This window comes from Halomonas sp. BMC6 (assembly GCF_964204995.1).
In the GTDB taxonomy this organism is placed as follows: domain Bacteria; phylum Pseudomonadota; class Gammaproteobacteria; order Pseudomonadales; family Halomonadaceae; genus Vreelandella.
This window is the reverse complement of record NZ_CAXNSH010000001.1, coordinates 2,540,923-2,567,589: the sequence shown is the minus strand read 5'-3', so window position 1 is coordinate 2,567,589 and position 26,667 is coordinate 2,540,923. Positions and strand designations below refer to the sequence as shown.

Below are 26,667 nucleotides of genomic sequence, written 5' to 3'. Positions count from 1 at the left end.
GCGCTGGCCCTCCTTCCTCTACTGTGTGATCCAAAGTGCTGCGGTTATTCTATGAATCCAGGTTCTCCTGGCGGACTTTTCTTATGAAAGGCAGCAAAAACTTATGCAAATTTAAAACATGTGTTCCATAAATATCATACAGAAAATCGCTATCATAGACGTCTTTTCTGACGCCGTTGCTGGCCCTTTCCCAATAATTCAAAACTGTTTTAATTGCTTTAGTATCATCAGAATTGGCTTCATCATCTTCTGCCCAGCCAGCGATTGGGTACTTATCCCTTTTAGCTACAATTTTTTTAACTCGTTCAAATGAATCATTATAAGAATCGCTATCTTCTAAAGCTGCTTCGAAGTCAATCGTATTTTTGCTTCGTGCCGATTGCCTTTGTTTAACAATCCCTGATATAGCTATCGCCCCGCCTAATAGTGCACTTCCAGCAATCGCAAAAAAGCTAGCATTTCCAGCTCCACCAGAAGAAGATAAACCCAAAATAGTACTTATCAAACGGGAATTGCCTACATTTTCACTTCCTGTAAGGCTGAACCCATAGATAAGTAGGCCCAGTCCTAATATTGCAATAAAAGCAGTGAAAACAAAGCCGCAACTCTTTTTATAAAGCTTGGCCGCAGAAACTGAGTGCAACACCTGAGCATTTCGCTAAGGTGTTGTCCCATGTCTTACCTCGAACTCAGTATTGAAGAACGTGCCAGCATCCAAGTGGGTCAAGCCCAAGGGATGAGCCTTCGGCATATTGCCCAGCTCCTGGGGCGAGCTCCTTCAACCATCTCTCGTGAAATACGCCGTAACCAAATGGCCCAGAACGGTTACTGCGCCCGGTACGCCCAACGTCAGCGAGAAAAGCGTCGAGAGGTCTGTCGTCCTGCGCGTAAGCTTTTGCCAGGCACCGAGCGGTTTGATCTCATCGTGCATATGTTGCGGCGATGCTTGTCTCCCGAACAAATTAGCGGCAAGCTCAAGACGATGAAACTCCCTGATTTGCGCGATGCCTACGTCTGCCGAGAGACCATCTACACGGCCATTTATGCCTTGCCTGTTGGCCACCTTCGCAAGGAACTGATTCACTGCTTGCGACAAGGTAAAACCACACGCAAGCCTCGCCGTGGCGAAGTGGATCGACGTGGACAGATCCCTGACATGGTCAGCATTCACTTACGTCCGCCCGAGGTCAGTAAGCGTGAAATGCCCGGCCACTGGGAAGGCGATCTGATCAAAGGTAAGAATAACGCGTCCGCGGTAGGCACCTTGGTAGAGCTTAGCAGTGGCTATCTGATCCTCGCAAAAATGGACGACGCCACCGCCACATCCGCCGTAGCAGGGTTTAGTGCCGCCCTGAACCGAATGCCGGCCACCGCTCGAAAAAGCATGACCTATGATCAGGGGCGTGAAATGGCACAGCATGCAAAAATCACTCAAGAAACGGGCGTTGCGATTTATTTTTGCGATCCCCACAGCCCCTGGCAACGTGGGGCCAATGAGAATATCAATGGTCTTATCCGTCAATATTTACCGAAAGGAACGGACCTTTCAGCACATAGCCAGGAAGAGCTGGACGCCATTGCCTTTGAGCTGAATATGCGACCTCGAAAACGCTTTGGATTTAAATGTCCGATAGAAGTGATGAGCGAGCTGATGGCCAAGTACCATGAAAGCCCATCAACCATCCAATGAGTGTGTTGCACTCAGAGTCTGCATCCGCCAAGAATTGATGCCTTTATTTGCCTAGTTCTCATTTTTGACATAGCGCCTCCCCTTATATATAAAAAAGCCCCTAGCAAAGCTAGGGGCCGTTGCGACAATCTAGAGCTTATTTAAGTAAGCCCCGATCTTCTTCTTGATAAATTTTATGCATCATTTTCCCCTTCCTCGTTGGCAATATTTATTACTAACAAGCAGAAGACCTCAGCATCTGCTAGAGGTATTAAAGCGTACCCTATCTGAGATTGCAAGGCTGGACCCGAAGAGAGAACGTATACACACACATAGAAAATTACTTATTTAAGTAATTGAAATTTAACAAAAAAATAGAAAAAGCCAAGCTATCACGCTGCTAAGTCAAGCAAATGAGCAACCTGCGAAAGCGACTGCCCTTCCCAAAGGTCTAGGGTATCTAATAACCGCTCCCAAACGCCACACCAGCAGGCTCGACCTGGCCGTGACCAACGACCTACGTCGACTACTACCCCATGCTCGTCCTTGATCCAAGCAGCAATGCGCCGAGGATTGTGCAGCCCTGGCCTGTTATATGGGTAGGTCGTCTCTGCATGATGGTGAATCGCCGCCGACACGATCCAGCGCAGTTGACGGGCTGCCTCTGCCGGTGGCCGTTCACTCTGGCCCTGTCCTGGCAACCGCATCTGCATGCCGACGTGCATCAATGCGGTGTATATCCACTCCCGATCCTCGGCAAGCTCATCGCGGGTGAACGGGCCAAAACAGTAACGTGCCAGCGAAGCTAAATGAGCGGGCTGATTCTCCACGGCACTGATCACCGCCCCCGCCTCAAGCCCATTCACAATGCGCCAATCATTGTTGTTACGCTGAGTTGTCTGAACCTGAGCGCCCATACGCGCTATCTCCTGCGCATACGCCATGACACTGCCGCGCTGCTCGTGATACGCGTCAAAGATCATCTGTCGTGCTGAGATATATCGCATCACTTCCCCCTACCGTTGCGTTTTCGTTGCGATATTGCGCAACTGTTGCGTTTTGTTGCCTGCTGCGTTGCGTTTATCTCTGCAACCACTTCATCCCAAACGCTTTTCAGGCGTTGCGTTGTTGCGTGTGGGAATTTCTTTAACCACTTGTCATGCACAGCTTTACGACTCTCTTTGGGCACGCTTAGCATTTGCCTCAAGACGAACTTCAGCTCGCACTCTCTGGCCCACTCATGCCATTCGGGCGGGTAGCCATTCTCCCCACCCAGCTTGCGGCCATCGGGCCATTGCTTAGGGCGATCAATCACGCAGCCACCTCGCTGACAGGGATGATCTCTACCCACGTCCCGCTTTCGGCTTTTCGGTCTACCTCGGGCGGGTCCAATATCACGCGGCGCACGTACTGCCCTCTGTCGTCCGGCAGCAGTCCGGCAGCCACCAGCCCATCCTCAATGTGCTTCATGCTGATTGAGTAGTTGCTGGTGTCGCGCATCCGGTCGCCCTTGCCCAACCGTGGGCGAAACACCAGGTCTACCCTGCAGGTGACAGGTGCGACACCTTGGCAGACGGCCTTGCACGCCCACGCGGCCGCTTTCACCTCACGGTTCCCCTCTTACCCTTCGCCGTTACTGGTTCAGTTCTGAGGTGCTTTATGAATCGCAACAAACAAATCCATCTACGCGCCGAATCTCTAAGCGAGTCGATCCATGACGGTGACGCAGAAGGCGTTGCGCGTTTTGGCACATATCTGGATGAGGTTGGCGACCTAGCCAGCGCCGTCGAAGAGCTCACCGCCACCACCAGCGTTGCGGATATGGTCGATGTCTATATCCAGTCACACTCTGGCGAAGCGGTGCTATTTGCTTAGGCTAAGGATGTAGCCGAAGACGAGTTGCAAGGCGAGGAAGAGATCAGGCCGAAATGGCAGCCAACTGGAGAGCGGCATGAGCGAATGGCGACTCACAGGCAAAGCAGGCTGGGATGAAGAGACTGGCGTGGTGGTTGACAGCACCAGCTTGAAGGTCAATGACCACGTTGAGCTAGGCAAACTGCTTGCAGAAGCACAAAACCAAGAGCCAAGCCGCGAAAACTAAAAAGCCCCTTTCGTGCGGCAACACGTCAGGGGCCAGGATCAACGGTAAGAAGATCAATGGGGAGTATAACCCATGAATTCAACGAGCGAAAAAACACGGCTGCGCGTGCCCGCCGTGGGGCGCTATCGCGTTGTCGATAGCACCGACCACTTGGAGCTATGGCGCTAAGTCGATAAGACGCCGACCACAGCAGTTCGCGAAGCCAGCGTGGACGGCCAGCAGATCACCACGCTGGATGCGATGCACGTCATCGAGCTGGCCACTAAGGTTTTTGGCCCTATGGGCATTGGCTGGGGTTACCGCATTGAAAATGAACGCTTTGACTTGGGCGCTCCAGTGCTAGGTAACAAGGTGAACTGATCGCCCATGAGCAAACCCACACGATCCGCTTGGTGCTCTGGTACCGCTGGCAAGGCGACCGCGGCGAAGTCACGCAGTTCGGCCACACCCGCGCCGTTTATCGCACCAGCGGCGGTAAGTGGAAAACCGATGGCGAGGCGCCCAAGAAGTCGATCACTGACGCTATCAAGAAGTGCTTGAGCCTCTTGGGCTTCGCCGCTGACGTGTACTACGGCAAGTTCGACAACAAGGACTACACCCAGGCGCAGCAAGCGGCTACCCGAATCGCAGTCGCTGAGAACCAGGATGCCGAGATAGAGAAGCTCAGGCAGGAATATACGGACTGGCTCAAGCGGGAATGCGAAAGCCTACGAAGCAAAATCCCCCACCCTAAAAGCATCGCATTGGCAGCTGATTCGATTCTGAAACGCGTGCCCGATAAAGCAAGCATGGCCCGAGTTGATCCTGCAAAGGGCCAACAAATGATTGGCGAAGCTCGTGATGCGGGTCTTCACCGTCTTTATGCAGAGCAAGAAGCAAAAAAACAGCTAGCTAACCAGGAGGTAAAGATCAATGACTAACGCAGCCCCCAAAACAGACTACAAAGGCGAACTGGTCAAGCTGGATGCCGTTGAGCAGGCCCTGGCAGGGCTGCGTGAAAAATACGGCACCGTGCCCGACATGCAAACCAAAGAGGGCTACGACCTTTGCAAGAAAGGCATTAAAGAGCTCACCACCTACCGGACCAGCACCGATAAGCTCCGGAAGGAAATCACGAAGCAGCACCGCGACTTCATCGACCGTGTGAATCAATACGGCAAGGACCTGATTGAAAAGCTAGAAGCCATTGAGAAGCCGCTTAAAGACGCTAAGCAGCACGAAGACGAGCGCGCTGAGCGGGAAAAGCAGCAACGCATCGCCAAGCTGCGTGAGCGCATTCAAGTTGAAATACTCAGCTACAAGGATACTGCCGTTGGGCTCGACTCAAATGCTCTGGCTGAGCTGCATGATGACGCCGTGAACATCAACACGGACGGCTTTTTTGACGTGGCAAAAGAGGCCGAAGACGCCAAAGCGGACGTACTGCAGCACATCAGCGACATGCACGCCCACGCTCTTGAGAAAGAGCGCCTAGCTACCGAGCAAGCCGAAGTGGAAGCCGAGCGCCGCCGCTTGCGTGAAGAAAATGAGAAGCGCGAAGCCGAGCAAAAGGAGCTGGAAGAACTGCGCCGCTTCAAGGCAGAACAGGAAGCGAAGGTAAGCGTTCATTCCACGACGTTCTGCCACCCTGCTGAAAATCGCCCTACAGTAACCTCACACTTTCCAACACGAGGTTACCCCCATGAGAAAGCACCGCACACCCGAACAGTGGCAGGCTCTGGTCAATCAGCAGCGTGACAGTGGTCTGTCAGCTTCGAAGTTCTGCAAACAAGAGAACATCGGCTACGCCAGTTTCTGTAACTGGCGCAAGCGCCTGTCCGATCAGGCGGCCGGTGACTCAGCGGATTCCGGCGAAGCCGGTTTTCTGGACCTGTCCTCTCTGATGGGTGCGGCGCAGTCCGGCCCAGGCTGGAACATTGTGCTGAGCCTGGGCAACGGCGTCGAACTGCGGCTGAGCCAGAACGGATGATCGGGCTCGATAGCCAGGCGCGCATCTGGCTGTGCACCGAGCCCACCGACATGCGCAAATCGTTCCGGGGCCTGAGCGCCCTGGTTCGGAATCAATTGAAGCACGACCCCCTCAGCGGTCAGTATTTTGTCTTCGTCAATCGCCGTAAGACCCAGATGAAGATGCTCTACTTTACCGCCACCGGTTACTGTCTGTGGGCCAAGCGCCTGGAGCAGGGCCAGTTCCGGGTGCCGTTATCCGCCTCCGGTCAGCGAACCCTGACCCTGACGGATTTGCAGCTGCTGATTGACGGCATTGAGGTGCAGAAATACCGCCAGTTCAAGCGTTTTCGAGGGGTATAGAAGACAGAGTTCCGGTATAATATCGGCCATGAATTCAACGGCTTCAGCTTCTTCTCCCGGTACACTTTCCTCCTCGGCTCTGGCCGAGGAGAATGCACTGTTGCGGGAGCAGTTGGAGGCCCAGGCGGAATCCATTCGGCAGTTGAAACACCAGTTAGACTGGTTCAAGAAGCAGCTGTTCGGCCCCAAATCCGAGAAGCAGGTGGTCGATCTGCCCGGGCAGGACAGCTTGTTCCAGCCAGAGGAGGCACCGCGACCGGAACAGCCTGCCGATGAAGAAAAACGCACTATTAAGGCTTACCAGCGCGGCACCGGCAAGAAGCAGCGGGACGACGATTGTCTGAACGACACTGGCCTGCGCTTTACTGCCGGGGTGCCGGTGGAAGTCATTGAACACCTGCCACCGGAGCTGACCGGTCCGGACGCCGACCAGTACGACATCATTGGCACTAAAACGACTTATCGCCTGGCCCAGCGCGCCTCCAGCTATGTGGTGCTCAAATGCGAACGCCCGGTGTTCCGTCGTAAGGGCACTGACTCAAAACCTGTGACGACGCCAGCCCCGTTCAACGTGCTGGACAACAGCCTGGCCGATGTCAGCCTGCTGGCCGGGTTGCTGGTGGACAAGTTCCAGTTCCACCTGCCGCTGTATCGCCAGCACCAGCGCATTCAACAAGCGGGTATTACCCTCAGCCGCAGCACCCTGACGAACCTGGTGAAGCGGGCCATCGACCTGCTTCGGCCCATTGTGGACGCCCAGACCGACAACGTGCTGCGCAGCCGGGTGCTGGCCATGGACGAAACACCCATCAAAGCGGGCCACCAGGGCCGGGCAGGCCCGCAGAAAGGCAAGATGAAAACAGGCTGGTTCTGGCCCCTATACGGTGATGACGACGAAGTGGTGTTTACCTACTCGAACAGTCGGGGCCGACTGCACATCGAGCAGGTTCTGAACGACCAATTCAGTGGCACTCTGATCAGCGATGGTTATGCCGCATATGCCCGCTATGCCGCGGCCCAGAAAGGTATTACTCATGCTCAATGCTGGGTGCATAGTCGCCGTTGCTTCGTTGAGGCCCAAAAGGATCATCCTGAGAAGGCCACCGAAGCCCTGCAACAGATCGCGAAGCTGTACCAGATTGAAGATACCATTAAGGAAAAGGAGCTCACCGGCGAGAAGAAGCGCCAATACCGGCTGGACCATGCGAAGCCGGTCGTCAGCGGCTTCTTCCAGTGGTGCCGGGATCAGTTGGCACAAGGCGGCCTCGTGCCCAGCGACCCGCTGACCAAGGCCCTGAACTACGTGCTCGGTCGCGAAGCGAGCCTGACCGTGTTCCTGGAAAACCCGGACGTGCAGCCAGACACCAACCACCTGGAACGGGCGCTACGCCCCATTCCAATGGGCAAGAAAAACTGGATGTTCTGCTGGACCGAACTGGGCGCGGAACACCTGGGCATCATCCAGAGCCTGATCAGCACCTGCAAGCTGCACGATATTAACCCCTACACTTACCTGGTGGACGTGCTGCAACGCGTCAGTCAGCATCCCGCCAGTGAAGTGGCGAACCTGACTCCGCGGCGCTGGAAAATCCGGTTCGCCGAGAATCCGCTACGGGCTCTGATCGATCCCCGTCATCCGGACCGACAAGCCACGCAACTCACACCGGTGGAGGTCGTCCATGCGCATTGAGGACATGAGCATCGACGAGTTGCTGGAACTGAACCAGTACATCTGCCAGCGCATTGATGAACTGCAAGAACAGGAAACCCTGCAAGCCTTGAGTCGGTTGCGGGTTGGTCTGAAAGTGACCTTCGAAGGCCGAGAAGGACCGGTGTTGGGGATCGTCACCAAGATCAACCGCAAGAGTGTGATCGTGCTGGGCGAGGAAGGCAGGAAACAGTACAAGGTCTCGCCGGAGTTACTTAGGCCTCTGCGTGACGTGAAGTAGGTCAACTACGTCGTAGGATGAACGCTTACGCACAGCGACCGGAGAACGACTGAGGTCTATCTACGTGCTAAGCGAGTGTTGACGGTAAGCACGTTGGGGGCGGGAGAGTTCCTAGAAGATTAGACATTAGTCTATTATGCACTGGTCTGGCTGGAGCAGTATAACGGCAGGTGTTCCCCTCGTTATACTTTCACCTTTTTTCGTGCCTAGTAACGAGAAAAGGGAACCAGCTAAGTAGCTGATTCCCTTCTAATAGTGGCGGAGGGACAGGGATTCGAACCCTGGATAGGCTATTAACCTATGCCGGTTTTCAAGACCGGTGCATTCAACCGCTCTGCCATCCCTCCGGCTTATGGGTGCGTATAATAACAGCTTCTCCTTGTAAGTCAACGCCTTTTGAATAAATTAGTAGAGCCTTAAGCCAACACGGGTAATCACGCCCCCCTCCATTTCACTCACGACCCAATGAATGCCGTGCCAGTCCACGTCGTCACCGACGACGGGGTGCCCTCCCACTCTGAGCGAGACGAACTCCGCCAACGTCATCTCCTGCTCGCCGGGGCTCAGGGTCAAGCCGTAGGCTTGGGCGATGTCCTGCATTTGCGCATTGCCATCCAAGGTAAAGGTACCGAAGAAGGCGCGCTCCTGTTTAAGCTTGGCATCACCGTTGAACAGCCGGTTGAGCGCAACGAGGTCTTCCGTGCGACCGATCACGCAGATCACATCGCCCAGCTTCAGCCGGGTGCTGCCTTTGGGATGTAGCATGACGTGATTGCGGAATAGCGCAGAAATCAGTGCGCCCGAGGGGAACCGCAGCAGGCGAATGGGAACGTCTTCCAGGTCTTCGTTTTCGACCACGTACACGAACATCTCGAAGTCGTTATCCGGCAAAATACCCAGCGGGCCTCGACGGTTAGGCGTAGTGCCCGCTGGCACTTCGACTTTCAACCAGCGGGCCATCAGAGTGAGCGAGCCGCCTTGAATCAGTAACGACATCAATACAACCGCGAAGGCCACGTTGAAATAGAGCGAGGCGTTTTCGACACCGCCAATCACCGGGAAGATCGCCAACACGATAGGCACGGCGCCGCGTAGGCCAACCCAAGCAATGAAGAAGGTTTCGCGCCAACGGAATTTAAAGAAGGGTTTGATGGTGATCAGTACGGCCAGCGGGCGGGCAATGAAGATCAACGCCAACGCGACGAACCCCGCAGGTAGCGCAACTTCCCAAAGCTGGCTAGGGGTTACCAGCAGGCCCAACACCAAGAACAGGCCGATTTGGCTCAGCCATGCCAAGCCGTCGTGCACGGGGAGAATAAAGTTGAGGTGCCGCCCGGGCTGGTTACCAATCATCAAGCCCGCCAGGTAAATCGCCAAGAAGCCGCTCCCCCCCAGCACGCTGGTTAGCCCGAATACGCTAAAGCCAAGCGCCAGCGCCAGCATGGCATAAAGGCCCGGCGCCAAATCCAGCCAGCGGAGCAGCTTGGCGCTCAGCCAGCCGCCACCAATCCCCACCGCCAACCCGATACCAAACTGAGAAACGAAGAACAGCAGCGTTTCGGTCACACCGCCAATGTCACCGACCAACAGCTCCACCAGCATGAGAGTCAAGAAAATCGCCATCGGGTCGTTGGTACCCGATTCGATTTCCAGCGTGGCCCCTACCCGTTCGTTCAGGTTCACCCCACGGCCACTCAGCATGGAAAAGACCGCTGCGGCATCGGTGGACCCGACAATGGCCCCCACGAGCAATCCCTGCACCAGGGAGAGATCGAACACCCACATGGCAATGACGCCGACGATAGCGCTCGTAATGAAAACACCCAGGGTGGCGAGAGACAGCGCAGGACGGAAGCCCACCCGGAACGTTTTGAGGCGGGTGCGCAGGCCGCCGTCAAGCAGGATCATGGCGAGCGCTAGGTGACCAATGGTGAAGGCCATGGAGTAATCGTCGAACTCGACTCCTAGCAGGCCCTCTTCACCGGCCAACATGCCCAGGCCCAAGAAAATCAGCAGCAGCGGTACGCCCACCATGGATGAGAGGCGGCTCGCCAAGATACTGAGCGTCATCAGGGAACCACCTACAAGGAAGAACGTATAAATTGCGTCCATGTCTCTCCGTCTCTACATCAATGCCGTTCTATTATTGCATGCCACTGCTTAATTTACTGAGCGTGTTCTCTGGGTTTATGCAAGGGGCTAGCCAGGTGCTTTGCCTGACAGCTAAACTCCGCCGTCCTACCATCGGGAGTTGAGGTTATGTTGAACGCTTTTTTGCGTGGACGTTCATTGATAGCACTGTCATTGGCCTTAATTTTATTATTTTCAGTTTCAGCGACTTACGCAAACGAAGAGCGTGAAGCCGATACTCCAGAAGCGCCGCTCAGTCTGGATAGCGACGTGATGCTGCCCGAGGGGCTATGGCCGAGCGATGACGGCCGTGAGGCGGTTGTTCCCGAAGAGGCCCCGAGCATGGCGGTGATGCCACCACCGCCACTCGACCCGCCACCGCTCAAACAGCTCACACTGATGCTGGATTGGTATTTAAGCCCCCAGCATGCGGCACTCATTGTGGCGAAAGAGCGTGGGCTTTTTGCTGCTCAGGGCTTGGATATCGAGCTTTCGACGCCTGCCGACCCGTCCATTGCCATCAAGCTTTTGTCAGCGGGAGAAGTTGATTTAGCGCTGACGCGCCAGCCGCTGCTGCACTTGCATGCCCACGAGGGCGCGCCCATCGTGCGCATCGCCACGCTGATCGAGACTCCGCTTAACGCCATCATCGTTGCCGGTGAAGCGCCGCCTCCTGCAGAAACCGAGGACGCCCTCGCCGATCTGCATTACGGTTTTTCTACCCGTGAAGGGCGCGATGTGCTGGTGGAGCGGCTGGTGCCCCGTTCAGTCCGTCAAGTGGACGATTTCGTTGCGCCTGAGAGCGTGCATTTCGATGCCGCCGATGCCCTGCGTTCGAGCAGAGTCGACGCCGTAGCGGATGGTTTTTTCCATACGCTGCCCCAACAGTTAGCGTCCGATGGCATCGTCACGCACACCGTGCGCTATAGCGAGCTCGACATCCCCCGCCATGACGGGCTGATTCTACTGGCCAACAGCGATGCCGTATCTCGCCGAGCCACCACATGGTCGCGAGTACTATTGGCATTGGAAGAAGCCAGCAACTGGATGATCGAGCATCCCAACGAAGCCTGGTCGCTGCTGGTCACGACGCACCCCGTGCTGGACAATCCCATCCATCAAGCAGCCTGGGAAGATTTGCTTCGCCGCGTCACGTTGAGCCCGGCCGCACTCGATGAACGGCGCTATGCGGCGTTTGAGCGCTATTTGCGCAGCGTCGGCGTGACGACCACCGAGCTTCCCGTCTCACGGTTGGCGGTGAATCCGCATCTGCTGATGGAACGGTGATCTGCCACGGCAAGACTAGCCTCATCTTCAACACGCTGGAGCAGCATGCACGATACCCCACTAGTGTTTATCGATGTAGAAACCACCGGCACCCGCGCCACCCGTGATCGCATCACTGAAATTGCTGCGCTTAAAGTTGTGGATGGCAATGTCGTCGAGCGGTTCGTTAGCTTGATTCATCCCGGCACCAGCGTGCCGGCTCATATCAGCCAGCTCACTGGGATTGACGACGACATGCTGGCGGATGCGCCAGCTTTTTCCACCATCGCCGCATCGCTGTTGGAGTGGCTCGGCAGCGCCACGCTGGTCGCTCACAACGCCCGCTTTGATGCCAGCTTTTTACGCAATGAGTTCAAACGCGCGGGCTACACCTACCGGCCAACGCTGATATGCACGCTGCGTCTTTCCCGACGCTTGCACCCCACGCTGTCAGCGCACAACTTGGAGGCGCTGCTGGCGCAGTTTGACATTACCCGGGCACGCCAACACCGCGCCGAAGATGACGCCACCGCGCTCTGGGCGCTATGGCAAACTTGGCAGCGCCAGTGTGAGCCTGAACGTTGGCAGGGCGCCCTTGCCGATGAGCAGCGTCACCGTAGCTTGCCTGCCCATCTCGCCAGCGAGCAGCTCGCCGATTTACCCAGCGCTCCCGGCGTGTATCTGTTTTATGGCCATAACCGACTGCCGCTTTACGTGGGCAAAAGCGTCAACCTGCGTAGCCGCGTTTTGGGGCATTTTCAGCGCGACCACCAAGACGATAAAGAGATGCGCCTTGCTCAACAAATCCAGCATATCGAATGGGAGGAGACCGCGGGGGATTTGAGTGCGCAACTGAGGGAGGCCAAGCTCGTCAAAACGTTGATGCCGATCATGAATCGGCAGCTACGCCGCCAAGGGCAGCTGAAAACCTGGTACTGGCCGAGCGATGCCCCCTGCCCCACGCTGGTCAGCGGCAAAGCCCTCAGCCAACCCCAGCCCGGCAAGCTGTTCGGATTATTCAGAAGCGCCAAAGAAGCCAAAGAGGCGCTGCGTAGCGTCGCCGAAGAGCATCAGCTTTGCCCACGGGTGCTGGGCTTGGAAAAAGGCAACGGCCGCTGCTTTGCGCAACAGCTCAGTAAATGCCGGGGCGCATGCTGCGGGCAAGAGTCGTTGGACGCGCACACCCAGCGCGCGCAGCAGGCCCTGGCCAAACTGCAGGTGAGCGCATGGCCGTGGCCTGGCCGGATCGTGATTCGCGAGCAGAGTCGTCGCGGCGGCCCCATTGCGCATCATGTGGTCGACCATTGGTGCTACTTGGGTAGCGCCACGACCCGCAGACGCGCCCAGGCGCTAACGGGGGAAGCGCCACAGTTCGATGTGGATACCTATCGTATCCTGACGCGTTTTTTGAACGCGCCAGAACAGCACAAGCTCAGGATTTCGCCGCTATGATTGCGCCGCTATGAAAGCGTCGATGGCTTGCTGAAACGCCTCTGGCTGGTCGGCGTGCAGCCAGTGACCGGCGTTTTTCAGAGTCACCAACCGCGCTCGCGGTAGCACTTCACGCAGGGCGGGCAGCATATCGTCGCTCACGTACTGAGACTCTGCCCCGCGCAGCACCAGCGTTGCCCCCTCGAACGGGCCATCGCCATCGGGCTCGCCGATGATGGCCTCGTAGCCGCGCTGAATTTCGTCCAAACCAACCCGCACTCCCATCACTCCTTGCTCATCCCGCACGAGGTTGGTCGCCAGGAACAGCCTGGTTGGCCGCGAGTCCACGTGTTGGGCCAACAAGGCATCTGCGTCACGGCGGTTGGTCGGCTTGCCTTCCCGTACCTGCGCGAGCGCAGCAAAGACATCGTCATGGCCGTGCTGGTACGCCACCGGGGCAATATCGGCCACCATCAGCGACAGGCAGCGCTGCGGCGCTTGGCGGGCCAGCGTCATGGCAACCTTGCCCCCCATGGAGTGGCCCAAAATATGGGCCTGGTCGATGCCCAGCTTATCCAGTGCCGACAACACGTCCTGGCTCATGGCGTGATAGCTCATGCCTTCGGCGTGTGGAGAGCGGCCGTGGTTGCGCAGGTCGACCGCGATGACTCGGCGCTTTCGTTGCCACACTTTCAGATGCGAGCGCCAGTTGTCGGCACTGCCGAGCAAGCCATGAATCACTACCAGCGGCTGGCTTTCTGCGTCGCCGTCAGCGGGCAGGTCCATCACATAAAGATCCACGGGGGCATGGTCGGTCATGCTACTTCCTTATCGGTTAAGCGGTTCGCGGGGCGGCGTCGGCCTGCCCAGTCCAGACCACCAAGCGGCGAGTCAGCCAAGCTAGCAGTAGACCGTACAGCGGCAGGAAGAACAGTAGGCTAATACCCAGCTTGATGGCGTAATCGACGGCCGCAATTTCTACCCAGTGTTGAGCCATGAACGGGTCAGGACTGTTATAGAAGGCGGTGGCAAAGAAGGCAAACGTATCCGCAAGATTGCCGAGAATCGTCGAGCACACTGGAGCAACCCACCAGGCCCACTGGCGCAGCCGGTCGAACACCTGCACGTCCAACAGCTGGCCAAGCACGTACGCCAGAAAACTGGCAACGGCAATGCGAGCAACGAAGAGATTCCACTCGCCTAGCGCTTCGATACCGGCGAAGCTGCCACGTGGGAATATCACCGAGACCACGTAAGACACTAGCAACGCGGGAAACATTACACGCAAGATAATGCTACGGGCTGGCCCCTTACCGAACAGTCGCACCGTCAAGTCGGTGGCGAGAAAGATAAACGGGAAGCTGAATGCGCCCCAAGTGGTGTGGAAACCAAACAGCGTAAAGGGTAGCTGCACCAAGTAGTTACTGGCAGCGATGATGGCAATATGGAAAGCGACCATCACCATGAGACAGCGGCGATGTTGGGCGTCGGTTAAAGCGAACATGTGGATTGGCCTTTTTTTACTAGAGAGAGGGGTTAGGGAACCCTCGGACAAGCGCGGTTAGCGCTACTGGGGCGCGCATTATACGCGTTCCTCACGCTAATGAAAGACGGCGCAGCTTGGGTGCTGCTCCCCGTCACCCAGGCATTGAGTGACGGGGTGGGCATCACGACATCAGCTATCGGTGGGGGTTGCTCGGTCGGCCGCCCCAACGTTGCGCTCGCGCATCGCCGCATGCACATCGTCTAGGCTGGTGGGATCATCGATGGTGGAGGGAATGCCAAAGGACTTGCCATCGGCGATATTACGTAGCAGCTTGCGCAGTATCTTGCCCGACCGAGTTTTAGGCAGCCGGTTCACGATCAGCACCTGCTTGAAGCAGGCAATAGGGCCGATGTGTTCACGTACGCGCTCGATGAGTTCGGACTCCAGCGTTGCTTCATCGCCGTCGAAGCCATCTTTGGGAATCACCAGCCCTACTGGCAGCTGCCCTTTCAGCTCGTCGTGAATGCCGATCACCGCGCACTCCGCCACGGCAGGATGGGCGCCTACGACTTCCTCCATTTCTCCCGTGGAGAGGCGGTGCCCCGCCACGTTGATCACATCGTCGGTGCGCCCCATGATGAATAGGTAGCCCTCTTCATCGAAGTAGCCGCCGTCGCCGGTCAAGTAATAGCCAGGGTAAGCAGCCATATAAGCACTGTGAAAGCGCTGCGGATCTCGCCAGATGCCGACCAAACACCCTGGCGGCAGCGGCTGCTGAATCACGACGCTGCCCTGCTGCATAGCGGGCGACCGTTCGCCGTCGCGATCCATTATTTGCACGTTGAACCCGGGCACCGGGTATGTGGCAGACCCTGCCTTAGTGGGCGCCGCTTCGATACCCGGCAGATTGGCGGCAATCGGCCAGCCGGTTTCAGTTTGCCACCAGTGGTCGATGACCGGCACATCGAGCAGATCGTCCAGCCAGTGAAAGGTGGGTGGGTCCAGACGCTCCCCCGCCACGTAAAGATGCCGCAGACTGCTAATGTCGTATTTCTCTAACTGTTTGGCGTCCGGATCCTCTTTTTTGATGGCCCGAAACGCCGTGGGCGCCGTGAAGAAACTCTTCACTTTGTACTCCTCGATCAAACGCCAAAACGCGCCAGCATCCGGCGTTTTCACTGGCTTTCCTTCATACACCACGGTGGTGCAGCCACGCAGTAGCGGTGCATAGACGATGTAGGAGTGCCCTACCACCCACCCCACATCCGAGGCGGTGAACATCACATCACCTGGGGCCAAGTCGTAGACGGCTTCCATGGAGTACGCCAGGGCGACCGCATAGCCGCCGGTATCACGCACGACGCCTTTCGGCTTACCGGTCGTGCCTGAGGTATACAGCACGTAAAGTGGATCGGTCGCTTTGACGGGGACACACTCCACGTAAGGGGCATTCGCCACTAGGGTTTGCCAGTCCACATCGCCGGGCTGAAGCTCTGCACGATGCGCCTCGCGTTGATACACCACGCAGGCGTCTGGCTTGAAGCTGCTCAGCGCGATGGCTTTATCGACGATCGGTTTGTAAGGCAACACCTTATCGACCTCAACCCCACAAGATGCGGCGATGACCACCTTGGGCTCGGCATCTTCGATGCGCACCGCCAGCTCATGGGGTGCAAACCCGCCAAACACCACGGAATGCACCGCGCCTAGCCGGGCACAGGCGTACATGGCAATCAGCGCCTCGGGCACCATGGGCATGTAAATGATCACGCGGTCGCCTTTGCTCACCCCCAGCTTGGCAAGCCCACCTGCAAAATGCGCCACCCGATCACGCAGCTCTCGGTAACTGAGTGTTTGCTTGGCATCTGTGACGGGAGAGTCCCAATAGAGCGCAGGCTGATCACCGCGGCCCTGCTCCACATGATAATCGAGGGCGGCGTAGCAGATATTGAGTTCGCCATCGTCAAACCATCGAGCGTGGCGCTGCTCATCGTAAGTAAGAATGGTGCTGGGCGGCGTGTACCAAGGGAGCCGCTTGGCCTGGTCGGCCCAGAACGTGTCGGGATGTTCGATAGAGTGCTGGTACGTACGCTGATAGAGGCTCATGGTGACCTTGTGATTATTGTGTCAGTGATGAAGCATCTTCAAAGCAAAGATGGATTGTTGACACTTTATAAAGTAACCATCCATCTCACCCTCATACTATGGGCGTAAACTCGACCAAAGCCGTATCTAAGCGCCAGCATTGTCAACAACGCCAGCAGCATTACCATTGATAGAGCGTTAAACCGGTATTTGGACAAAAACCCCTAAATTACTGATCATTAAACAACCCAATCCTCGCGACGCGACGATGGCTACATAATCTATAACAACGCTGTCATAACAGTGTAGGCAAGGAGAACTTCATGTCTGCTTCTACTAGCGCCGCTGCACGTCTTCTGGAACATAACGGTCACGCCATCGAGGCAGGCACGCATTTGCTCAAAGCGCTGGCCAACGAAAAACGGTTACAAATTCTATGCTTGTTGGCGGAAAAAGAGTTGTCGGTGACGCAGATCAACCAGCAACTTTCATTGAGCCAATCAGCACTGTCGCAACATCTCGCGATTTTACGTCGCGACCAGCTGGTCAATACCCGGCGGGAGTCACAAACCATTTATTACTCCCTAAGTAGCGACAGCGCCAAGGCGATCATTGCCACCCTGGCGCAACACTACGCGGCATAACGCATCATCATCGTTCGCTTATCGCACTGTTAACGACGCTGCCACCCCGCCGCATCGATCACACCCAGGGCTTTTACCATGGCATGCTCTACGCCCGCCGAGATCGCCAACCCTACCTTACGGCTGATGGTTTTCGGCGGCTCTAACCGCACACGATACACCTGCGCCTCGGCAATGCGCTCTACCAGGTAAGCCTCACTGGTACCGACGCTATCCACCAGCTTCTGCGCCAAGGCTTCGCTGCCATACCAAATCTCGCCTGTGGCGAGCTTTTCGATGTCCATCTCTGGGCGGTGTTGGGAGACGTAGTTTTTGAACAAGCGGTGGGTGTTTTCCAAGTCATCGATGAATTTCTCCCGCCCCTCTTGGGTGTTTTCCCCCAACACCGTCAGCGTGCGCTTGTATTTACCCGCGGTCAGCAGTTCTACGTCGATGTCGTTTCGCTTGAGCAAGCGATGGATATTGGGGACTTGCGCCACGACACCAATCGAGCCGATGACCGCAAACGGCGCGGCTTTGATGTGGTTGGCGGTACAGGCCATCATATAACCGCCGCTGGCCGCGACTTTATCGATACATACGGTCGTGCTCAGACCTGCCTGACGCAACCGGTCGAGCTGAGCAGCAGCCAGACCATAGGCATGTACCAAGCCGCCTGCCGATTCGAGCCTGACGATGACTTCGTCGTCGGCGCTGGCGATCTCGATGACCGCAGAGACCTCCTGGGCAAACTGCTCCGCTTGCGAGGCTTTGATATCTCCATGGAAATCCAACACCCATACTTTTTGGCGCGTCTGGTCATCACTCTTGCCCTGCTTGGCCGCCTTTTGTCGCGCTTTCTCTTCCTGGCGAAACGCCTTCAACAGCTTTTTGCGTGCGCCCTGGGCGGTGGTCGTGACGCGAAGCCGGCGATGGCGAGTCCGACGCTGGTCGTTGAGCGACTCGACGTGTAGCTTCAGGCCTTGTTCGTTACTCTCTTTGCTGCGCAAAACGATGAGCAATATCAGCCCGGCGGCTGACATGATCAGCGTCGTTTGCAGTAGGAATGTGCCCATTTCTGCGAGCCATTCAGCCATCGTCACTCTCCTTTTGCTGTGTTTAAACGTTTAAAACGGTTACTTTTTTGCCACGTCGTCAGTCTAAGCCGCACACTTGGTATATCAGGCTTGATTAAAACAAATGTTTGAAATAGTCTCACGTCAGGCATGACCTTTTTGTGACCCACTTAACGCTTAGGAATTATCCCTATGTCATCCACTACGCTCGAAAAGTTGCAGGCCCGCTTTAATCCCGATGCGGCCAAAGGCATGAACGAAGTCTTCCAGTTTCACTTCTCGGATGCGGGCAGTCACTACCTAGACATTCAAGACGGTACGCTGGGCGTGCATGAAGGCGAGCACGACGACCCTTCGGTGAGCCTGAGCATGAGTACGGATACGCTGAAGGGCATCATGAATGGCGACATCAACGGCATGACAGCGTTCATGACCGGTAAACTGAAAGCCACCGGCAACGTCATGCTGGCCACCAAACTGACCAGCCTGTTCCCTAGCGAGTAAGCTATTGTTAATCGCGCCATTTCGCTAGGTGCGTTTCAATCAAGTCCCGAGAAATCGAGAAAGGCGGCGGCAGCGCCGGCAGCTGCCGCGGCGAGAACCATGCCGCATCGCTAATTTCCACGCCGTCGATCTTGATCCGCTTGGTGGTGGCTTCGGCAAAAAAGCCAAACATCAATGAATGCGGGAAGGGCCACGCCTGGCTATGGTGGTACCGCAGCTGGTCCACATGGACTCCCACCTCTTCGAAAATTTCCCGATGCACGGCCTCCTCGGCCGACTCTCCAGGCTCGATGAAGCCCGCCAGCGTAGAGTAGCGCCCTGGCGGGAAGCGCGGGCTACGCGCCAGCAGCATCGCTTCTCCACTAGTGACTAGCGTAATGATGCACGGGGAAATACGCGGATAGTTGCGATGTCCGCAGGCATGGCAATGCATCGCAAATTCGGCCTCGAGCTTGGTGGCTTTCTCGCCACAGCGGCCGCAAAAGCGATGATTTTCCAGCCATGCCCCCACTTGCAGAGCCGTCGATAGCAAACTAAACCACGACGCGGGCAGCTCCCCCAGCCACTGTCGCCCATCGATCCAGTCATCCCCAGGCTGACTTTCCACTGACAGTGCGACGGGTTCATCGTGCCAGTAGCACAAAGGCTGCATCTGCTCGGTCCACGGCTGAAACGGCTGCAGCGGTGTCAGCTCGCCCGTCAAAGGAGCAGGCGCAATGTGGCTACGAGACACGCGTATCACGCGTCCTTCTTTGGCATGGTGCGGAATCAGGCGCTTAAGCATCGGCAGCGGTACCGTCTAACGACTCTTGAAACCAGCGCAACTGATGCGCTTCACATTTGGCTTGGTGGGCCGCACGCTCTTCTGAGGTTGGACGAACCACTCTCAACTGCCCAGGCGACAGCGACAGGCGGCTTACCGAGAGGCCCTCGTTCGCCTCGTTTTGCTGGCGCTTGTCACTACCGCTATCGGCATCCAGCGTCAGCGCGGTTTGACCGCCAGTCATCGCCAGATACACGTCGGCCAGTATCTCGGCATCGAGCAGTGCGCCGTGAAGCACCCGATGTCCGTTATCGATATCGTAGCGCTTACACAGCGCATCCAGGTTGTTACGTTGGCCGGGATGCATCTCGCGAGCCATGACCAGCGTATCGAGAATGCGGCAGTGATCGCGCACCGGGCCTAAAGCGGGGGCCTGGCGGCGTTTGTTGAGCATGCCTAGCTCATGGTCGATGAATCCGACATCGAAGGGCGCGTTGTGAATGACCAGTTCGGCGCCTTCGATGAACGCCCAAAACGCATCAGCGATCTCCGCAAAGACCGGCTCGTTGGCGACTTTGGCGTCATCGATACCGTGGACTGCCACCACTTCTGCATCGATATGGCGCTCAGGGTTGATGTACTGATGATAGGTACGCCCTGTGAACCGGCGGTTGATCATCTCGACGGCACCAATCTCGACCAAACGGTGGCCGTCTTTGGGGTCAATGCCGGTGGTTTCCGTATCTAAGATGACTTGGCGCATGCCGCACTCCTCTCATGTTCGTCGATGGCTTCGTTGGCCAATTCATCGGCACGCTCGTTGCCTGGGTGGCCGCTATGCCCTTTCACCCAATGCCAATCTACCTGGTGTCGCTGGGTCTCTTCGTGGAGGGTCTTCCACAGCTCGGCATTCTTGACGGGCTGCTTGGCTGCCGTTTTCCAGCCGCGCTTGATCCAGTTATGAATCCACTGGGTAATGCCCTGGCGCACGTACAGCGAGTCGGTCCACAGTGCAACGCTGCATGGCTTGTTCAAGGTGCGCAGGGCCATGATGGCTGCCATCAACTCCATACGATTGTTCGTCGTCTCGGCTTCATAGCCTTTCAAGGTCTTTTGGTGGGGGCCGCTTTCCAGCACCACCCCCCAGCCACCCGGGCCCGGATTTCCTCGACAGGCCCCGTCGGTATACACCGTTACCTGGGGCAGCCCCTCGGCTGCTTGCTTACTCACGTTCACTTTCCTTTTGTAGACGACGTTGGCTCTGCGGGTAACGCCAGGGGGCGTCCGTGCGGGTGACACCCAGTGATGAGGGCGCCACAGGTGCACGCAGGCCAAATTTGACACGCTGAATCGGGGCATGGCGCTGGCGTCGCTTGGCTTGAATCATATAGCTTTCGCCCAAGGGTACGTTATGCCGCCTGCCCAGCGCCTCCCAACGTTCACCACAGGCGGCGCTCATTGGGCCACGAAAACAGCAGTAGTCTACGCGCTCCACCTCAAAATCGACAAACGCCAGCCAATCCTTGAGACGGTTCGCCGAGCGCCATTGACCGCTCCAAGGAAAGTTCGCCTGCTGCTTGCGCCAGCGCTGTGTAAGCCCGTTCAAGCCAAGGGGGTTGAAGCCAAACAGGACCAGCACCCCATTATCGGCCGTGACACGGGCGGCTTCTTGCAGCGTGTAATGGGCCTCTGGAAGATGTTCCAGCCAATGATGAAGGACCACGGTATCCAAGCAGCGGTCGGGCAGCGCCAATTGATCCGGCGGACAGACCAAGGTGGCACTGCTTTCCACCAAGGATAGGCTGGGCGCCCAACGGATCGGGTGGGCGATGGCCGACATATCCATCATCGCTGGCCCCATGCCCATTTCTAAACTGTGACCGCCTTTACGGCCTTCGACCACGGGGCCTAAACAGGCGCGTTGTGTTTCCCAAAGCGCGCGCCCGGCGTCGGTTTGCCAGTAAGCCTGCGCGTTGGTCATGCGCTGGGCCAGGCTGATGGCCTTTGGCGAATTTGACATAAACGGCGCTTCCCTCCACAGTAACGGCTTTTTAACGTCTTTATGCGTCCGTTTTGGCGCACGACCGTGCATCATAGAACGTTACGCATTTTTAGCATTTAAAGGATCTCGCCCATGATGAGCGTGACACCGATACCCGCCCTAAGCGACAACTATATTTGGCTAATAAGACAGGATACCAGTCAAAGCGTTTGCGTGGTGGACCCCGGTGAGGCAGCGCCTGTCATCGAGTTTCTAGAGCGTGAGTCGCTCACCCTCGACACCATCCTGATCACCCATCATCATCAAGATCACACTGGTGGCTTGGCCACGCTGATCCAACGCTACTCTCCCCGCGTGATCGGACCCGACAACCCCACGATCCAGGGGATCGATGAGCGTGTCGGCGACGGCGATCAGGTACGTATCATGGGTCGCCTGTTCGAGGTCATGGCCACACCGGGCCACACGCTGGATCACATCAGCTATTTTACAGCGGGTATACCCGCCCTACTGTTCTGCGGCGACACGCTCTTTTGCGCTGGCTGCGGACGCCTTTTTGAAGGCACGCCCGAGCAAATGTTCAGCTCATTGAATCGCTTGGCGGAACTCCCTGAGGATACGCTGGTCTTTGCAGCGCATGAATATACGCAGGCGAATCTCGCGTTTGCACGTGCTGCCGACCCGGAGAATGACGCTGTAACGCACGCGCTGCCGGAGTGTGAGAAAGCGCGGGCACTGGACAGGCCAACGTTACCCAGCACGATAGGACGCGAGCTGACCATCAACCCCTACCTGCGTGTGGGCACCGATAGCGTGCGCCAAGCAGCAGGCACCCAGGGGGATAACCATGATGAACTCGCTACGTTCACCACTCTTCGGGAGTGGAAGAACCGTTTTTAAGAACGCTATCGATTAGACACGAACCCAATTATGACCTATCGAACGATTCGCCAGCGCTTATTGCTAAGCGCTGGGAGCACCGTAGTAATGGGCCTTTTTTTGGCCGCGGCAGCAAGCTCGCAAGCCTCTGCTACCGATCCAAACTTGACGTACACCACCGTCAACGACGCCACCACGGATGGCGGCCAACGCAGCGCAACGCGTTTTCAGCCTACGGCGCTGCATCACCACTTCTGGGAATCGCTGGTACTGGAGCCCCAGGATGCTTGGAGCTCGCTGCGCGCCAGCTTCCAATGGCAAGAGAAAGACCTGCCTGCCGATGCACAGGCAAGAGTCGATGAGTGGATCGAGTATTATCGCTCCAGCCCAGAGAACATCGCGGCCATCACCGAACGGGCCACACCTTGGCTTGCCTGGATTGCCCAACAGGTAAGCGGCCGAGGTCTACCGGGTGAGATCGCCTTGATTCCCTTCGTCGAAAGCTCCTTCGACCCCAGCGCGCGCAGCCATCTCGGCGCGGCGGGTCTGTGGCAGTTCATGCCCGGCACCGGCGATGCATTGGGTCTGGTGCGCAACGGTCATTACGATGGCCGCCTCGATGTCGTGACCTCGACGGAAGCAGCGCTGGACTATCTCGAAATGCAGGCCGACGAGTGGTACGAGGGAGATCTCATGCTCTCGCTAGCCGCTTACAATGCGGGCGCAGGGACGGTCAATCGCGCTCAGCGCCTGGCGCAGAGCCAAGGGCTGGCAGGCAAGTATTGGGATCTATCCCTGCCGCATGAAACGATGCAGTACGTGCCCAAGCTCAAAGCGATTGCCACCATCATCAACGAGCCTGAGAAGTACGGCGTCAAACTGCCGGATATCCATCCTGACCCCGCCTTCGCCAAAGTGCAGTTGGAGCAGCCGGTCAGCTTGGCACAAGCATCACAACTGTTGGATGTCAGCCGATCCGCGCTGGCCGAGCTAAACCCTGGACTGCTCAATGGCAGCCTCGACCCACGCAGCGCACAAACGCTTCTGGTGCCTGAGGAAGTGGATACACAGGTGTTAGCTCAGCTTTCGCAATCCAATGACACGGCGCTGGCCTCGACCAGCACCCCGGACGTGCACCGTGTCGAGCGGGGCGATAACCTGTCAACGATTGCCGCACAGTATAATCTCGATCAGCAAGACCTCATCCGTTGGAATGCCATCGAGCGCCCGGAAGCACTTCAGCCGGGACAGCTGCTGTCTCTGTCGGGCCAATAGCAGAAACGGCAACAATCCGTATTAGGGTGGTATCACGACGAGTCAGGGTTACAACAGGAAGTTTACCGATGGCACGCAGCGTCATGCTTAAGAATACGGTGTTACTGATCAGCGCTCTGCTGCTGAGCTGCTCGCTATGGGCCTCGGACGAGAGGGCCGCTCCCGCCACCGAGGCGCCGGTCGAGACCGTGCATGGGCTATCGCTCTACGATAGCCCGGCGCTGCCTGACGATTTCGCTTACTTCCCCCACGTCAACCCGCAGGCGCCCAAAGGCGGTTCCATCACGCATACTGCCGTGGGCGGCAGCTTCGATTCGACCAACCCCTTCATTATCCGTGGCACACCGGCCACTGGCATTTCGCAAATCTACGACACGCTGATGGCCAGCAACCCCAACGAGCCGTTCAGCCTTTACGGGCTGGTCGCGGAAGGCGTGCGCCTGGACCCCGAGCGTCGCTGGATGGAGTTCGACCTGCGCGAACAGGCACGCTTTCAGGATGGAGAGCCCCTCACAGCGTACGATGTGGTGTTTACGTTCGATCTCCTTCGCGAACAGGGCAATCCGTTCTACGCCAGTTACTATGCAGGCGTCGAAAAAGCCATCGCGCTAAACGAGCATCAGGTGCGCTTCGAGTTTAACGACACCGAGTCTCGCGAACTGCCACTAATCGTCGCACAGCTACCCATCCTGCCCCGCCATTATTGGGAACCGCGTGATTTTAGCACCCCGACGCTGGCCGCCCATCCCGGCTCTGGCCCTTACCGTATTAGCGAGGTCGACCCGGGACGCCGGATCGTCTATCAGCGTGACGACGACTACTGGGGCAAAGACCTGCCCGTTAACGTCGGGCGCTACAACATCGACCGCGTGGTATATGAATACTACCGGGATCGAGATATCGCCTGGGAGGCCTTCAAAGCGGGGTTAACCGACTTCCGTATCGATGCGCGTGCCGCGACGTGGGCGATTGGTTACGACTTTCCTGCTTACCGAGACGGGCTGATAAAACGCATCACCGTGCCAGACGTCAACCCGTCGATGATGCAAGCGTTCGTGTTCAACCTGCGTAAAGAAAAATTCCAGGATCCCCGCGTGCGGGAAGCCCTAAGCCTGACCTTCGACTTTCCCTGGCTCAATACCAACATTTTCTATGATACCTACGCTCGCACCGAGAGCTTCTTTCAAAACTCCGAAATGGAGGCGGTCGGCAAGCCCTCCGAGGAGGAGCTGGCACTGCTGGAACCCTACCGTGACGAGCTATTGGCGTCGCACCAATCGGATCGACTGTTTACCGCCCCCCTGCCTATCGAACACCCTACCGAGTTGCGTGAGCGCCTTCGACTGGCGTTGGAGCTGCTGCGCGAAGCGGGCTATCGGGTCGAGGATGGCGTGCTGGTGAGCGATGCGGGGCGTCCACTCTCGCTCGAGGTGCTGCTGTATGACGCCGGGCTGGAGCGCGTGGTCCAGCCGATGTTACGCAACATGGCGCGCCTGGGCATTCAGACCTCCATGCGGATCGTCGATATCAACCAGTACCTCAACCGGGTGCGGGATTACGACTACGACATGGTCATCAGCCATTTCCCGCAATCCAACAACCCTGGTAACGAGCAGCGTGATTATTGGACCAGCGCCGCTGCCGAAGCGCCCCAGAGCCGTAACCGTATGGCTCTTTCCCACCCTGCCGTGGATGCGCTGGTGGAAGACCTTATCCGCGCGGATGACCGGGAGTCGCTGGATACTGCAACGCGCGCCCTTGACCGCGTGCTGCGCTGGGGCTTTTATGTCATTCCACACTACCACTCTGGCGAGACACGTATCGCCGTGTGGGATAAATTTGGCTATCCCGAGCCTTTTCCTGACTACGCCATGGACCTCGATGCGTGGTGGGTAGATACCGAACGCGAAGCAGCACTGCAGCAACGTCTCCGCCGTCGTTAGGGAATCGCGCGGTTGGACGCTTGGCATGAACGCTGATATCGATCGCTGACAACCATTACTGACAACCACTGCTCGTTGTCATCCTTTCGTGGAGTGCGCTGTGGCACGTTACACCTTACGCCGACTGCTACTGATGATTCCGACGCTGCTCGGCATCATGCTGCTCAACTTCATGATTGTCCAAGCCGCCCCAGGCGGGCCGATCGATCAAATGCTGGCGCGCTTCGAAGGTGCCAACGCCATGGCCAGCACGCGGCTGGACATGGGCGGTGCGGATGTCCAGGTCAATGATGACTCGCGAGGCGCACGGGGCATCGATCCACGCTTCATCGAGCAGCTAGAGCAGCAGTTTGGTTTCGATAAACCCGCCCACGAACGCTTCATCGGTATGATGGCTGACTACCTAACCTTCGATTTTGGCACCAGCTTCTTTCGTGATAGACCGGTGATCGAGCTCATGATCGAGCGTCTGCCCGTCTCGGTTTCTCTCGGCCTGTGGACCACCTTACTGGTCTATCTGATTTCCATTCCTTTGGGCATCCGCAAAGCCCTGCGCCACGGCTCACGGTTCGACGTCTGGACATCTGGACTGGTGATCGTGGGCTACGCCATCCCCGGCTTCCTATTCGCCATTCTACTGATCGTCCTATTTGCCGGAGGCACCTACTTGGACTGGTTCCCGCTGCGCGGGCTGACCTCGCCCGACTTTGCCGAGCTCTCTACCTGGGGAAAGGTAAAGGACTACTTTTGGCATATCACCCTTCCCGTCATCGCGGCCTCGATTGGCAGCTTTGCCACGCTGACGATGCTAACCAAAAACAGCTTTCTTGACGAAATACACAAACAGTATGTGCTGACCGCCCGCGCCAAGGGCGCCGATGAGCAGCGCGTGTTATACGGCCACGTGTTCCGCAACGCCATGCTGATCATCATCGCGGGGCTGCCTTCTGCCATGATTGGTATTTTCTTCACCGGCGCGCTGCTGATCGAGGTGATTTTCTCACTGGATGGCCTGGGCCTGCTGGGCTTTGAAGCAGTCATGCAACGCGACTATCCGGTCATTTTCGGCACGCTCTTCCTCTACACCGTGATCGGCCTTTTGCTCAAGCTGGTATCGGATTTGACCTACGTCTGGGTCGACCCACGTATCGATTTTGCGTCGAGGGAGTCTTGAT

General features: G+C 57.1%; 30 protein-coding genes, 1 tRNA gene and 1 pseudogene. 18 read left to right on the top strand and 14 right to left on the bottom strand.

Annotated elements, in window-relative coordinates:
• Positions 1–49: 49 nt before the first annotated feature.
• The gene (locus AB6K10_RS12290; RefSeq protein ID WP_339118847.1) at positions 50–646 is read right to left on the bottom strand and encodes a DUF4760 domain-containing protein; all 597 of its coding nucleotides are present in this window, start codon (positions 644–646) and stop codon (positions 50–52) included.
• Positions 647–673: 27 nt separating this feature from the next.
• On the opposite strand from AB6K10_RS12290, the gene AB6K10_RS12285 reads away from it, so the two are divergent.
• Positions 674–1,690, top strand: a complete 1,017-nt coding sequence (locus tag AB6K10_RS12285; RefSeq protein ID WP_339117984.1) for an IS30 family transposase — start codon at positions 674–676, stop codon at positions 1,688–1,690.
• Between the two features lie 371 nt (positions 1,691–2,061).
• On the opposite strand, the gene AB6K10_RS12280 is transcribed toward AB6K10_RS12285, so the two are convergent.
• From AB6K10_RS12280 to AB6K10_RS12270, 3 genes are read right to left on the bottom strand one after another with little or no spacing between them, the layout of a single operon-like run.
• The gene (locus AB6K10_RS12280) at positions 2,062–2,676 is read right to left on the bottom strand and encodes a hypothetical protein (protein WP_339118846.1); all 615 of its coding nucleotides are present in this window, start codon (positions 2,674–2,676) and stop codon (positions 2,062–2,064) included.
• Complete coding sequence (locus tag AB6K10_RS12275) at positions 2,676–2,984, bottom strand: hypothetical protein (protein ID WP_339118845.1); 309 nt, start codon at positions 2,982–2,984, stop codon at positions 2,676–2,678. Before AB6K10_RS12275 ends, AB6K10_RS12280 begins: the two co-directional genes overlap by 1 nt.
• Complete coding sequence (locus AB6K10_RS12270; protein WP_339118844.1) at positions 2,981–3,202, bottom strand: hypothetical protein; 222 nt, start codon at positions 3,200–3,202, stop codon at positions 2,981–2,983. Before AB6K10_RS12270 ends, AB6K10_RS12275 begins: the two co-directional genes overlap by 4 nt.
• A gap of 126 nt (positions 3,203–3,328) precedes the next feature.
• On the opposite strand from AB6K10_RS12270, the gene AB6K10_RS12265 reads away from it, so the two are divergent.
• The 9 genes from AB6K10_RS12265 (at position 3,329) to AB6K10_RS12225 (ending at position 8,029) form a co-directional block, all read left to right on the top strand.
• Positions 3,329–3,544: a hypothetical protein gene (locus tag AB6K10_RS12265; protein WP_339118843.1), complete on the top strand. Its 216-nt coding sequence runs from the start codon at positions 3,329–3,331 to the stop codon at positions 3,542–3,544.
• 76 nt (positions 3,545–3,620) lie between these two features.
• A complete protein-coding gene (locus AB6K10_RS12260) occupies positions 3,621–3,770 on the top strand; it encodes a hypothetical protein (protein ID WP_339118842.1) in 150 nt (49 codons plus the stop codon).
• Between the two features lie 207 nt (positions 3,771–3,977).
• Positions 3,978–4,130: a hypothetical protein gene (locus tag AB6K10_RS12255; protein WP_339118841.1), complete on the top strand. Its 153-nt coding sequence runs from the start codon at positions 3,978–3,980 to the stop codon at positions 4,128–4,130.
• 32 nt (positions 4,131–4,162) lie between these two features.
• Positions 4,163–4,690, top strand: a complete 528-nt coding sequence (locus AB6K10_RS12250) for a hypothetical protein (protein ID WP_339118840.1) — start codon at positions 4,163–4,165, stop codon at positions 4,688–4,690.
• Positions 4,683–5,507 carry a hypothetical protein gene (locus tag AB6K10_RS12245; protein WP_339118839.1) on the top strand — a complete coding sequence of 275 codons (825 nt, stop codon included), beginning with the start codon at positions 4,683–4,685 and terminating at the stop codon, positions 5,505–5,507. Before AB6K10_RS12250 ends, AB6K10_RS12245 begins: the two co-directional genes overlap by 8 nt.
• Positions 5,452–5,739, top strand: a complete 288-nt coding sequence (locus AB6K10_RS12240) for a hypothetical protein (RefSeq protein WP_016915086.1) — start codon at positions 5,452–5,454, stop codon at positions 5,737–5,739. The genes AB6K10_RS12245 and AB6K10_RS12240 overlap by 56 nt, the downstream gene beginning before the upstream one ends.
• The gene (tnpB, locus tag AB6K10_RS12235; RefSeq protein ID WP_044630870.1) at positions 5,736–6,080 is read left to right on the top strand and encodes an IS66 family insertion sequence element accessory protein TnpB; all 345 of its coding nucleotides are present in this window, start codon (positions 5,736–5,738) and stop codon (positions 6,078–6,080) included. The genes AB6K10_RS12240 and tnpB overlap by 4 nt, the downstream gene beginning before the upstream one ends.
• A 28-nt stretch (positions 6,081–6,108) precedes the next feature.
• Complete coding sequence (locus AB6K10_RS12230) at positions 6,109–7,770, top strand: IS66 family transposase (protein WP_339118472.1); 1,662 nt, start codon at positions 6,109–6,111, stop codon at positions 7,768–7,770.
• Entirely contained in the window at positions 7,760–8,029 is a 270-nt protein-coding gene (locus AB6K10_RS12225; RefSeq protein WP_062375866.1) for a hypothetical protein, read from the top strand. Before AB6K10_RS12230 ends, AB6K10_RS12225 begins: the two co-directional genes overlap by 11 nt.
• 256 nt (positions 8,030–8,285) lie before the next feature.
• On the opposite strand, the gene AB6K10_RS12220 is transcribed toward AB6K10_RS12225, so the two are convergent.
• Positions 8,286–8,376 (bottom strand) — tRNA-Ser (locus AB6K10_RS12220).
• A gap of 58 nt (positions 8,377–8,434) precedes the next feature.
• Entirely contained in the window at positions 8,435–10,141 is a 1,707-nt protein-coding gene (locus AB6K10_RS12215) for a potassium/proton antiporter (RefSeq protein ID WP_159342091.1), read from the bottom strand.
• A 147-nt stretch (positions 10,142–10,288) separates the two neighbouring features.
• On the opposite strand from AB6K10_RS12215, the gene AB6K10_RS12210 reads away from it, so the two are divergent.
• The gene (locus AB6K10_RS12210) at positions 10,289–11,446 is read left to right on the top strand and encodes an ABC transporter substrate-binding protein (protein WP_253016416.1); all 1,158 of its coding nucleotides are present in this window, start codon (positions 10,289–10,291) and stop codon (positions 11,444–11,446) included.
• Between the two features lie 45 nt (positions 11,447–11,491).
• The gene (locus tag AB6K10_RS12205; protein ID WP_339118838.1) at positions 11,492–12,877 is read left to right on the top strand and encodes an exonuclease domain-containing protein; all 1,386 of its coding nucleotides are present in this window, start codon (positions 11,492–11,494) and stop codon (positions 12,875–12,877) included.
• Here the strand turns inward: AB6K10_RS12205 and AB6K10_RS12200 are convergent.
• From AB6K10_RS12200 to AB6K10_RS12190, 3 genes and pseudogenes are all read right to left on the bottom strand, one after another.
• Positions 12,872–13,675 carry an alpha/beta fold hydrolase gene (locus tag AB6K10_RS12200; RefSeq protein ID WP_159342088.1) on the bottom strand — a complete coding sequence of 268 codons (804 nt, stop codon included), beginning with the start codon at positions 13,673–13,675 and terminating at the stop codon, positions 12,872–12,874. The two genes, AB6K10_RS12205 and AB6K10_RS12200, sit on opposite strands and share 6 nt — an antisense overlap.
• A gap of 16 nt (positions 13,676–13,691) precedes the next feature.
• Complete coding sequence (locus AB6K10_RS12195) at positions 13,692–14,360, bottom strand: 7-cyano-7-deazaguanine/7-aminomethyl-7-deazaguanine transporter (RefSeq protein WP_159342087.1); 669 nt, start codon at positions 14,358–14,360, stop codon at positions 13,692–13,694.
• Between the two features lie 171 nt (positions 14,361–14,531).
• Positions 14,532–16,454, bottom strand: a pseudogene (locus AB6K10_RS12190) (propionyl-CoA synthetase); the annotation flags it as partial.
• 296 nt (positions 16,455–16,750) lie between these two features.
• Between AB6K10_RS12190 and AB6K10_RS12185 the strand changes: the two are divergent.
• The gene (locus AB6K10_RS12185) at positions 16,751–17,071 is read left to right on the top strand and encodes a metalloregulator ArsR/SmtB family transcription factor (protein WP_159342085.1); all 321 of its coding nucleotides are present in this window, start codon (positions 16,751–16,753) and stop codon (positions 17,069–17,071) included.
• Between the two features lie 29 nt (positions 17,072–17,100).
• On the opposite strand, the gene sohB is transcribed toward AB6K10_RS12185, so the two are convergent.
• The gene (sohB, locus tag AB6K10_RS12180) at positions 17,101–18,147 is read right to left on the bottom strand and encodes a protease SohB (protein ID WP_159342084.1); all 1,047 of its coding nucleotides are present in this window, start codon (positions 18,145–18,147) and stop codon (positions 17,101–17,103) included.
• A gap of 171 nt (positions 18,148–18,318) precedes the next feature.
• Here sohB and AB6K10_RS12175 point away from each other — a divergent pair, with 171 nt between their 5' ends.
• Complete coding sequence (locus AB6K10_RS12175; RefSeq protein ID WP_159342083.1) at positions 18,319–18,630, top strand: SCP2 sterol-binding domain-containing protein; 312 nt, start codon at positions 18,319–18,321, stop codon at positions 18,628–18,630.
• 7 nt (positions 18,631–18,637) lie between these two features.
• On the opposite strand, the gene nudC is transcribed toward AB6K10_RS12175, so the two are convergent.
• The 4 genes from nudC to AB6K10_RS12155 are packed head-to-tail and all read right to left on the bottom strand — an operon-like array spanning position 18,638 to position 21,413.
• Complete coding sequence (gene nudC / locus AB6K10_RS12170; protein ID WP_253016423.1) at positions 18,638–19,414, bottom strand: NAD(+) diphosphatase; 777 nt, start codon at positions 19,412–19,414, stop codon at positions 18,638–18,640.
• Complete coding sequence (gene dnaQ / locus AB6K10_RS12165; protein ID WP_159342081.1) at positions 19,407–20,156, bottom strand: DNA polymerase III subunit epsilon; 750 nt, start codon at positions 20,154–20,156, stop codon at positions 19,407–19,409. The genes nudC and dnaQ overlap by 8 nt, the downstream gene beginning before the upstream one ends.
• Complete coding sequence (rnhA, locus tag AB6K10_RS12160; protein WP_339118837.1) at positions 20,138–20,623, bottom strand: ribonuclease HI; 486 nt, start codon at positions 20,621–20,623, stop codon at positions 20,138–20,140. Before rnhA ends, dnaQ begins: the two co-directional genes overlap by 19 nt.
• Complete coding sequence (locus tag AB6K10_RS12155; RefSeq protein ID WP_285263348.1) at positions 20,616–21,413, bottom strand: class I SAM-dependent methyltransferase; 798 nt, start codon at positions 21,411–21,413, stop codon at positions 20,616–20,618. The genes rnhA and AB6K10_RS12155 overlap by 8 nt, the downstream gene beginning before the upstream one ends.
• Positions 21,414–21,527: 114 nt before the next feature.
• Here AB6K10_RS12155 and gloB point away from each other — a divergent pair, with 114 nt between their 5' ends.
• The 4 genes from gloB to AB6K10_RS12135 all read left to right on the top strand — a co-directional run bounded on the left by gloB (position 21,528) and on the right by AB6K10_RS12135 (position 26,666).
• Positions 21,528–22,295 (top strand): hydroxyacylglutathione hydrolase, encoded by a 768-nt coding sequence (gene gloB, locus AB6K10_RS12150; RefSeq protein ID WP_339118836.1) that lies wholly within the window; start codon positions 21,528–21,530, stop codon positions 22,293–22,295.
• Positions 22,296–22,325: 30 nt separating this feature from the next.
• On the top strand, positions 22,326–23,549 hold the full coding sequence (locus AB6K10_RS12145; protein WP_339118835.1) for a transglycosylase SLT domain-containing protein: 1,224 nt from the start codon (positions 22,326–22,328) through the stop codon (positions 23,547–23,549).
• Positions 23,550–23,617: 68 nt separating this feature from the next.
• Entirely contained in the window at positions 23,618–25,492 is a 1,875-nt protein-coding gene (locus tag AB6K10_RS12140) for an extracellular solute-binding protein (RefSeq protein ID WP_339118834.1), read from the top strand.
• A 100-nt stretch (positions 25,493–25,592) separates the two neighbouring features.
• Positions 25,593–26,666, top strand: a complete 1,074-nt coding sequence (locus tag AB6K10_RS12135; RefSeq protein WP_159342076.1) for a microcin C ABC transporter permease YejB — start codon at positions 25,593–25,595, stop codon at positions 26,664–26,666.
• Position 26,667 lies beyond the last annotated feature (1 nt).

Coding starts and splice junctions, on each gene's coding strand:
- AB6K10_RS12285 (WP_339117984.1), top strand. CDS start 674: ATGTCTTACCTCGAACTCAGTATTGAAGAACGTGCCAGCATCCAAGTG.
- AB6K10_RS12200 (WP_159342088.1), bottom strand. CDS start 13,675: ATGACCGACCATGCCCCCGTGGATCTTTATGTGATGGACCTGCCCGCT.
- AB6K10_RS12245 (WP_339118839.1), top strand. CDS start 4,683: ATGACTAACGCAGCCCCCAAAACAGACTACAAAGGCGAACTGGTCAAG.
- AB6K10_RS12205 (WP_339118838.1), top strand. CDS start 11,492: ATGCACGATACCCCACTAGTGTTTATCGATGTAGAAACCACCGGCACC.
- AB6K10_RS12155 (WP_285263348.1), bottom strand. CDS start 21,413: ATGTCAAATTCGCCAAAGGCCATCAGCCTGGCCCAGCGCATGACCAAC.
- gloB (WP_339118836.1), top strand. CDS start 21,528: ATGATGAGCGTGACACCGATACCCGCCCTAAGCGACAACTATATTTGG.
- nudC (WP_253016423.1), bottom strand. CDS start 19,414: ATGCTTAAGCGCCTGATTCCGCACCATGCCAAAGAAGGACGCGTGATA.
- AB6K10_RS12210 (WP_253016416.1), top strand. CDS start 10,289: ATGTTGAACGCTTTTTTGCGTGGACGTTCATTGATAGCACTGTCATTG.
- AB6K10_RS12260 (WP_339118842.1), top strand. CDS start 3,621: ATGAGCGAATGGCGACTCACAGGCAAAGCAGGCTGGGATGAAGAGACT.
- AB6K10_RS12185 (WP_159342085.1), top strand. CDS start 16,751: ATGTCTGCTTCTACTAGCGCCGCTGCACGTCTTCTGGAACATAACGGT.
- AB6K10_RS12140 (WP_339118834.1), top strand. CDS start 23,618: ATGGCACGCAGCGTCATGCTTAAGAATACGGTGTTACTGATCAGCGCT.
- AB6K10_RS12175 (WP_159342083.1), top strand. CDS start 18,319: ATGTCATCCACTACGCTCGAAAAGTTGCAGGCCCGCTTTAATCCCGAT.
- AB6K10_RS12230 (WP_339118472.1), top strand. CDS start 6,109: ATGAATTCAACGGCTTCAGCTTCTTCTCCCGGTACACTTTCCTCCTCG.
- AB6K10_RS12215 (WP_159342091.1), bottom strand. CDS start 10,141: ATGGACGCAATTTATACGTTCTTCCTTGTAGGTGGTTCCCTGATGACG.
- AB6K10_RS12225 (WP_062375866.1), top strand. CDS start 7,760: ATGCGCATTGAGGACATGAGCATCGACGAGTTGCTGGAACTGAACCAG.
- AB6K10_RS12195 (WP_159342087.1), bottom strand. CDS start 14,360: ATGTTCGCTTTAACCGACGCCCAACATCGCCGCTGTCTCATGGTGATG.
- AB6K10_RS12265 (WP_339118843.1), top strand. CDS start 3,329: ATGAATCGCAACAAACAAATCCATCTACGCGCCGAATCTCTAAGCGAG.
- sohB (WP_159342084.1), bottom strand. CDS start 18,147: ATGGCTGAATGGCTCGCAGAAATGGGCACATTCCTACTGCAAACGACG.
- AB6K10_RS12280 (WP_339118846.1), bottom strand. CDS start 2,676: ATGCGATATATCTCAGCACGACAGATGATCTTTGACGCGTATCACGAG.
- tnpB (WP_044630870.1), top strand. CDS start 5,736: ATGATCGGGCTCGATAGCCAGGCGCGCATCTGGCTGTGCACCGAGCCC.
- AB6K10_RS12240 (WP_016915086.1), top strand. CDS start 5,452: ATGAGAAAGCACCGCACACCCGAACAGTGGCAGGCTCTGGTCAATCAG.
- dnaQ (WP_159342081.1), bottom strand. CDS start 20,156: ATGCGCCAAGTCATCTTAGATACGGAAACCACCGGCATTGACCCCAAA.
- AB6K10_RS12145 (WP_339118835.1), top strand. CDS start 22,326: ATGACCTATCGAACGATTCGCCAGCGCTTATTGCTAAGCGCTGGGAGC.